This window comes from Methylocella sp., from assembly GCF_041905455.1.
Taxonomy (GTDB): Bacteria; Pseudomonadota; Alphaproteobacteria; order Rhizobiales; family Beijerinckiaceae; genus Methylocapsa.
This window is the reverse complement of the sequence record NZ_JAYRLA010000026.1, coordinates 22,511-29,639: the sequence shown is the minus strand read 5'-3', so window position 1 is coordinate 29,639 and position 7,129 is coordinate 22,511. Positions and strand designations below refer to the sequence as shown.

The window sequence follows — 7,129 nt, the reverse complement described above, 5'->3', positions numbered from 1 at the left end:
GGCCGCCGATGTAGACGCCGGTCCAGGTGAAGATGGGCGCCGGCGGCACGTAGACCGGCGGCGGAGCCCGCGACGGCAGATCCGCCGCCATGGCGCTTCCGGCGAGAGCGATGGCGCCCGCCGAAGCGAGCAGAAGGCGTGAGAGTTTCATGATGACGCGGTTTCTCCATAAGCGGCGCGCCTCGGCCGATTGACGGCGTCGGCGCGTCGGAAAGGGCTCAAAGTCCGCCGAAGCGGTAGTTGGCGCCGGCGCCGACCGTCGCGCCGAGGCGGGTGGGGGGCCCGGAGCAGTTGATCTCGCCGAGGCGTCCGCCGATGTCCTGCAGCGCGCCGCCGTCGAAACCGCGCGCCGCGCCGCCGAGAAGGCCGCCGCCGAACGGGATGGCGTCATTGTCGAAGCGGTTGGCGATCGCTTCATAGGGATTTCGCGATCCCCAGGCGCCGCCGCCATTGAGTCCGAGATAGACGCCGGTCCAGTTGTGGACTGGCGCAGGGGCGAACGCCGGCCCGAGGTCAGCCGCCTGCGCGCCTGCGGAAAGGCCGCTCATGGCCGGCGCCGCGGCGCTCAGGATCAGGGGGTTGGTCATGTGGCGCACGTTCCCGACGCCGGCTGTTCGACTTTGGCGGACAGGCGCGTGCGTCGACTGGTCGTGTAAGGAAGATGACGGCCTGATACTTGACGGCTTTCGCACGAAATTTGACATTTCGCGACATGCCGACGCCGCAACGCTCGATCCGCAGCGGGTGTGTGATTTTGGCGACAACCGGGATCGCGCCGCGCGCCGGCGCGCCCGGGTCGTCCGGCCGATCGCGTCAGCGCGCTCGGCGGCGCTGGTCGACGATTTCGTCGAGCGCCTCGCCGAGATGAACGACGTCGCCCCAGCCGGTGACGCGCCAGCCGCCCGCGTCCGTCTCGATCCAGTTGAGCGCGGCGTTGGGCAGGGCGTAGTCGCGCGCCGCGCGCAGCGACAGGCCGGCCGCGAACCGCCGCGCCATGTCGAGCACGCCGCCATGGGCGACGATCAGCACGCTCCCGCCGGCGCTCTCGCGCGCGAGGTCCTCGAGCGCGTCGCGCACGCGTGCGAAAAATTCGGCGAAGCTTTCGCCGCCGCCGGGCGGCCGCGCGTCGGGATCTCGCTCCCTGAAGCTCGCATGGGCCTGCGGCGCCAGCGCCCGCGCCTCCTCATGCGTCAGCCCCTGGAAGTCGCCGAAGAAGCGTTCGCGCAGCCTCGGCGTCGTCTCGACGGGCAGGCCGAGCGCCCGGCCGGCCGCCGCCGCAGTCTGCGCCGCGCGCGCGAGGTCGCTCGAGACGATGCGGGAGAAGGGGAACCCGGCGAGCCGGCGCGCCGCGGCCTCGGCCTGCGCGCGGCCGCGGTCATTGAGCGGAACGTCGAGCTGGCCCTGTAGCCGGCCGTCGACGTTCCAGTCGGTTTCGCCGTGGCGCAGCAGGCAGAAGCGGGTCGGCATGTCTTCCTGGCGCAAGGGATTTGGCGCGCGAGGCGTTTGAACTCTCGCCGCATTGCGCCGTTAAGCTTATAATAAACCAGCGCGCCGGCCTCGCCAACGCCCGAGCCCGCGCTTGCGCAGGAGGGCCGAGATGTATGATTTCGCCGCGATCGTCTCGGAAATCGCGCCGGATCAGGGCGAGCCGCTGCGCCTGCGCGACATCGTCGCCGGATTGCGCGCCGGCGAGATCGGCGCGCAGACGTTCATCGACCGCCTTCCGCCCGACCTCGCCGACGAGATCAGGGCGGTCGCCCTGCATCGCGGCGCGAGCGTCGAGAGCTTTCTCGTCGGCGCGCTCCTGACCTTCGCCCTCGACGCGGCGGACGAGGCGTGGCGGCGGCTCGAGTCGCGCGGCGCGGACGGCGACGGGGAGGCGCGCGCCCTCGAGGCGCTGATGGGCGAGGCGGTGCGGCGGGAGCTGCGGCGCGACGCGCGCCTCGGCGCGACGGAAAAGGCGGAGCGGCCGACGAGCGCGGCGCGCCGCATCGCGCCGGCCGACTGACCCTCAGGCCGCTGCGCGCGGGTCGACGATGATCGCGTGCAGATAGCCCGGCCCGTGCGCGCCGCGCACCAGCCGGCCCTCGATGTCCGAGGTGCCGCTCGCTCCGGTGATGAGGTTGACGTTGCGCGGCGCGGGCTCGCCCGCCGCCGCATGCGCGTAATCCTCGAGGTGGCCGAGGATGCGGTCGGCCTCGACGACGCAGACATGATGCATTGGCAGGAAGGCGAGCAGCACAGGCGTGTCGGCGCCTGAATGGAACACGAAGGTTCCGGTTTCGGCGATGGCGCACCGGGCTTTCGAGACGGCGATCGCCTCGTCTCCGCCGGCCTGCGCGTGGAGCGTGAAGCCGCTCCAGTCGAGCGCGGCGAGCGCGGCCTCGGGCTGCAGGGCGATCGCCGGGGCGAGGCCCTGCGCGACGCAATAGGCGCCGACGGCCTTGGGAACGTCGGCGAGGCGCGCGATCCGCGCGACGCTCGCCCCGCTCACCTTCGGCGAAACAAGTCGCGCGGCGAAGGCCTCGACGAGGTCCGCGCAGGGCAGGGCGGGACGGCTCGCCGGCGCCTCGCCGGCGAGCGCGGCGGCCTCGGCGGCGATCCGCGCCTCGGGACGGGGCGGCCCGAGGTCGCGCCTGAGCCGGGCGAACAGCTTCTCGCGCGCGCTCATTTGCGGTCCGGCCCATATTGCTCGAAGAAGGTGCGCGCGGCGGGCTTGGGGAAGTCGCGGTGGCGCGTCCAGCCCGAAGCGAGCGGCAGGGATTCGATCCAGCCGTCGCGGCCGAGAAGGCGCAGCGCCTTCATGGCGATCCGCGTGCCGAGCCGGTAGAGGGCGGGACGGGACGCGACGAAGGCCCACATGCCCAGCATGCCGCGCTGCGTGCGCGGCTCGAGCCCCTGCGCCCAGCTTTTCTCGCGCCAGCCGCGCAGCATCGCGGGCAGCGGGATGGCCACAGGGCAGACCTCCTGGCAGCGCCCGTTCAGCGTGCAGGCGGAAGGCAGGTCGCGCGAGGCGGGCAGCCCGTCGAAGATCGGCGTCATCACCGAGCCCATCGGGCCGGGATAGACGCTGCCGTAGGCGTGGCCGCCGATCTCGTTGAACACCACGCAGTGATTCATGCAGGCGCCGCAGCGCAGGCAGCGCAGCATGTCGCGCACGCCCTCCTCGATCATCTTGGCGCGGCCGTTGTCGACCAGCACGATATGGAATTCGCGCGGCCCGTCGCGGTCGCCGTCCCGCTTCGGGCCGCAATGGAACGTCGTGTACTGGGTGAAGTCGGCGCCGGTCGCCGAGCGCACGAGGAGGCGCAAAAGGACGAAGGCGTGCGGCAGGCTCGGCACGAGCTTCTCGATTCCCGCCGTCACGATATGGACGCGCGGCACGGTCGTCGTCAGCTCGGCGTTGCCTTCGTTGGTCACGGTGCAGATCGCGCCGGTGTCGGCGACGAGGAAATTCGCGCCTGATATGCCGACGTCGGCGGACAGGAAGCTGCCGCGCAGTTCGCGCCGCGCGCTCGCCACCATGTCGGGGACCTCGTCGCTGTCGGGCGCAAGCCTGTGATTGGCGCGGAACAGGGCGGCGATTTCCTCGCGCTTCTTGTGCAGCGCCGGCCAGATGATGTGCGAGGGCCGGTCGTGGGCGAGCTGGACGATATGTTCGGCGAGGTCGGTCTCGACGCGGTTGAAGCCGGCGTCGTCGAGGGCGTGCGGCAGGCCGATCTCCTCGCCAAGCATGGATTTCGAACGGGTGATCGTCTTCGCGCCGGCCTTGCGGCAGATGTCGACGACGATGTCGCAGGCCTCGCCCGCCGTTTCCGCGTAATGGACGACCGCGCCGGACGCCTGCGCGTTGCGCTCGAACTCGGCGAGATAATGCGCCAGATTCTCGATCACATGGTCCTTGATCCGGCGCCCGAGATCGCGCGCGTCGGAAAAGCCCGGCCATTCGGCGACGGCCGCTTCGCGCTTCTGGCGCGCCGTCCGCGTCGTGCGGTCGATGGCGATCTTGAGGTCGGGATCGGCGAGGGCGCGGGCCGCCCGCTCCTTGAAGGAGAGGTCCGGCGCGTCGCCCGGCTCGAGCGTTTCGGCGTGCGTCCTGGTCATAGGCTCAGGGCTCCTCGCCGATGGCCGGGCCGCAGCCCATGCCGGCGAGGATCTCGGCGACATGGAAGGCGCGCACGCGCGAGCCGCGCCGGCGCAGCTTGCCGGCCATGTTCATGAGGCAGCCGAGGTCTCCGGCGAGCAGGAGGTCGGCGCCGGTCGACTCGATCGCCTGCGCCTTCTCGTCGACGATGGCGTTGGAGATCGCCGGATATTTGACGCAGAAGGTGCCGCCGAAGCCGCAGCAGCTCTGCGCGTCGGGCAGAGGCTTCAGGGAGAGCCCCTCGACGGCGGAGAGCAGCGCGCGCGGCTGGCGCTCGACGCCCAGCTCGCGCAGTCCCGAGCAGCTGTCGTGGTAGGTCGCGCTGGCTTCGAGGCGCACGCCCTTGGGGCGGAATTTCAGCACGTCGACGAGAAAGCTCGTCAGCTCATGCGTGCGCGCGGCGAGGTTTTCCGCGCGGGGCCGCTGCGCCGCGTCGCCGTCGAACAGCTCGGGATAATGCGTGCGGATCATGCCGGCGCAGGAGCCCGACGGCGCGACGACATAGTCGAAGCCCTCGAAGGCGTCGATGACGTTGCGGGCGAGCGTCCTCGCGTCGCCGGCGTCGCCCGAGTTGAAGGCGGGCTGGCCGCAACAGACCTGCGCGCGCGGCGCCTCGACCGTGCAGCCGGCCTGCTTCAGGAGCTTGATGGCGGCGAAGGCGGCGCGCGGTCGGAACAGGTCGGCGAGACAGGTGACAAAAAGGCCGATTCTCATTGGCGTCGTTCCGTATCGCGGCGCGGCTGCGAAACTTTAACGTCTCCCGGCCCCCCTGCGTTTGCGCTTGAACAGCGTCAACGCTCATTTTTGTGGTGGGCGGCCAGGAGCGCGGTAGGGAGCGCCCGCCCGGGAAGCCGCCGAGGCGCCCCGGATCGGGCCGAAGCGCGCCGCCCCGCGGCGGCGCGAAGCTTTTGGCGCCGGCCTAGTGAATGACCATCGCCGTGAACGGATGGACATAGGCCTGAAGCATGACGAGGAGGCCCACGAGACAGGCGAGGATGATCGAATGCGGGAAGACGAAGCGCAGGATCGTGCCTTCGTGGCCGAACCAGTTGGTCGCGGTCGAGGCGACGACGATCGACTGGGCGTCGATCATCTTGCCCATCACGCCGCCCGACGAGTTGGTCGCGGCCATCAGGATCGGCGAGAGGCCGAGCTGCTGCGCCGTCACCTTCTGCAGGCCGCCGAACAGCACGTTGGAGGCGGTGTCCGAGCCGGTCAGCGCGACGCCGAGCCAGCCGAGCAGGGCGCCGAAGAAGGGATAGAGGAAGCCCGTGTGGGCGAAGGTGAGGCCGAGCGTCGCGTCGAGCCCGGAGAAGCGGGTGAGCGTGCCGAGCGCCAGCATGGCGACGATGGTGATGAGCGAGTTGCGCACCACGCCGAGGGTGCGGACATAGGACTTGAGCAGCCCCCAGGGCGTGTAGCCCATGACGAGTCCGCTGACGATCGCCGCGAGGAAGATCGCCGTGCCGGTGAGGGTGAGGAAATTGAAGATGAAGACGGCGTGCTCGACGACGTCGGTCGGCGTCACCGGGGGCGTCTTGACGATCTGGCCGTCGAGCCCGTCGATGACGAATTTCGGCGCCCAGATCGCGTTGAGCGGCTTCTTCACCGCGTCGACGCCCCAGGCGAAGACGAAGATGCAGAGGATCGCCCAGGGCGTCCAGGCCTTGACGACCGCGCTGCGGTCGTCGACGACGTCCGGCCCCTTGAGCGCTCCGGGCGCGATCTTCGGCGCGTCGGCGAAGGCGGCCTCGCCTTCCGACCCGTGGGAGAGGACGCCGGGCGAGGAGGCCGGCGGATCGGCGGACACGGGCTTTGCTTCGCTCAGGTCGACGCGGCCGGTGAGCGAGGGGCTGGTCCAGACAATGGCCGGGCGCCACACGCGCAGGAACAGCGCGAGCGAGCCCATCGAGACGATCGCCGCGACGACGTCGACGAGCCAGGGGCCGTGCAGGTTCGAGACGAGGAATTGCGGCACGGCGAACGAGACGCCGGCGACGAGGATCGCCGGCCAGATCTGCATCATGCCTTTCCAGCCGGCGAAGGCGACGATCAGCCAGAACGGCACGATCAGGGAGAAGAACGGCAATTGGCGGCCGACCATCGCGCCGAGCGCGACCGGGTCCATGCCGGTCACCTGGCCGAGCACCACGATCGGCGTGCCGAGCGCCCCATAAGCCACCGGAGCGGTGTTGGCGATGAGCGAGAGGCCGGAGGCGGCGAGCGGCGAGAAGCCGAGGCCGATCAGGATGGCGCCGGTGACGGCGACGGGCGTGCCGAAGCCCGCCGCGCCCTCGAAGAAGGCGCCGAAGCAGAAGGCGACGAGCAGCAGCTGCAGGCGGCGATCCGTGGTGACGCCGGCGATCGAGCGCTGCAGCACGGCGAAGGAGCCGTTCTCGACGGTGAGACGATGCAGGAAGATGACGTTGAGGACGATCCAGCCGATCGGAAACAGACCGGTCAGCGCGCCGAGGAAGGTCGCCCGCGCGGCCATCCCGGCCGGCATGGTGAAGCCGAAGACGGCGACGACGAAGGCGACGGCCAGAGCGAGCAGCGCGGCGACGTGGGCCCTGGTTTTTGTGAAGGCGATGAGGCCAAGCAGCGTTGCGATCGGCAGGCAGGCCACGAGCGTCGAGACGGCCATGCTGCCGAATGGATCATAGACCTGACGCCACATGGCGTTTCCCCCGGTGAAGTTTCTCTTGCGCGTCGCGTCTGGCCTTCGTCCGGCGTCCGTCCCGCGAGGCGCCGTCTGGGGAAAGGCGCGGCCGTGCGCCGCGACTCTCTCACAATGGACTGATATAAAGAGGATTTCAGCGGCGGCGGCGCAATCTGAACAGAGTTGGAACTTATCGAAGCGCGCCGCCCTTGACAAGCGCCGGCGAGCGCTTACAGCCGCCGTGGGCGCTGCGTCCGCCGCAGCTTTGCGTCCTTGCCCCGGAGCGCGCGGGCGGCTAGAACAACCCTGAATTTCTGCAAATTGCT

At 70.4% G+C, this 7,129-nt stretch carries 7 protein-coding genes; 1 reads left to right on the top strand and 6 read right to left on the bottom strand.

What is annotated here, in order from left to right:
• Positions 1–218 precede the first annotated feature (218 nt).
• A complete protein-coding gene (locus tag ACE3OG_RS15605; protein WP_374310297.1) occupies positions 219–587 on the bottom strand; it encodes a hypothetical protein in 369 nt (122 codons plus the stop codon).
• 226 nt (positions 588–813) lie between these two features.
• A complete protein-coding gene (locus tag ACE3OG_RS15600; protein WP_374310295.1) occupies positions 814–1,467 on the bottom strand; it encodes a histidine phosphatase family protein in 654 nt (217 codons plus the stop codon).
• A gap of 130 nt (positions 1,468–1,597) precedes the next feature.
• On the opposite strand from ACE3OG_RS15600, the gene ACE3OG_RS15595 reads away from it, so the two are divergent.
• Positions 1,598–2,008, top strand: a complete 411-nt coding sequence (locus tag ACE3OG_RS15595) for a hypothetical protein (protein WP_374310293.1) — start codon at positions 1,598–1,600, stop codon at positions 2,006–2,008.
• Between the two features lie 3 nt (positions 2,009–2,011).
• Here the strand turns inward: ACE3OG_RS15595 and ACE3OG_RS15590 are convergent, their stop codons facing one another.
• The 4 genes from ACE3OG_RS15590 to ACE3OG_RS15575 form a co-directional block, all read right to left on the bottom strand.
• Positions 2,012–2,671, bottom strand: a complete 660-nt coding sequence (locus ACE3OG_RS15590) for a lactate utilization protein C (protein ID WP_374310291.1) — start codon at positions 2,669–2,671, stop codon at positions 2,012–2,014.
• Positions 2,668–4,104 (bottom strand): LutB/LldF family L-lactate oxidation iron-sulfur protein, encoded by a 1,437-nt coding sequence (locus tag ACE3OG_RS15585; protein ID WP_374310289.1) that lies wholly within the window; start codon positions 4,102–4,104, stop codon positions 2,668–2,670. The genes ACE3OG_RS15590 and ACE3OG_RS15585 overlap by 4 nt, the downstream gene beginning before the upstream one ends.
• 4 nt (positions 4,105–4,108) lie before the next feature.
• Positions 4,109–4,858, bottom strand: coding sequence for a (Fe-S)-binding protein (locus ACE3OG_RS15580; RefSeq protein ID WP_374310287.1), 750 nt, complete (start codon positions 4,856–4,858; stop codon positions 4,109–4,111).
• A 205-nt stretch (positions 4,859–5,063) separates the two neighbouring features.
• The gene (locus tag ACE3OG_RS15575; RefSeq protein ID WP_374310285.1) at positions 5,064–6,821 is read right to left on the bottom strand and encodes an L-lactate permease; all 1,758 of its coding nucleotides are present in this window, start codon (positions 6,819–6,821) and stop codon (positions 5,064–5,066) included.
• Positions 6,822–7,129: the final 308 nt, after the last annotated feature.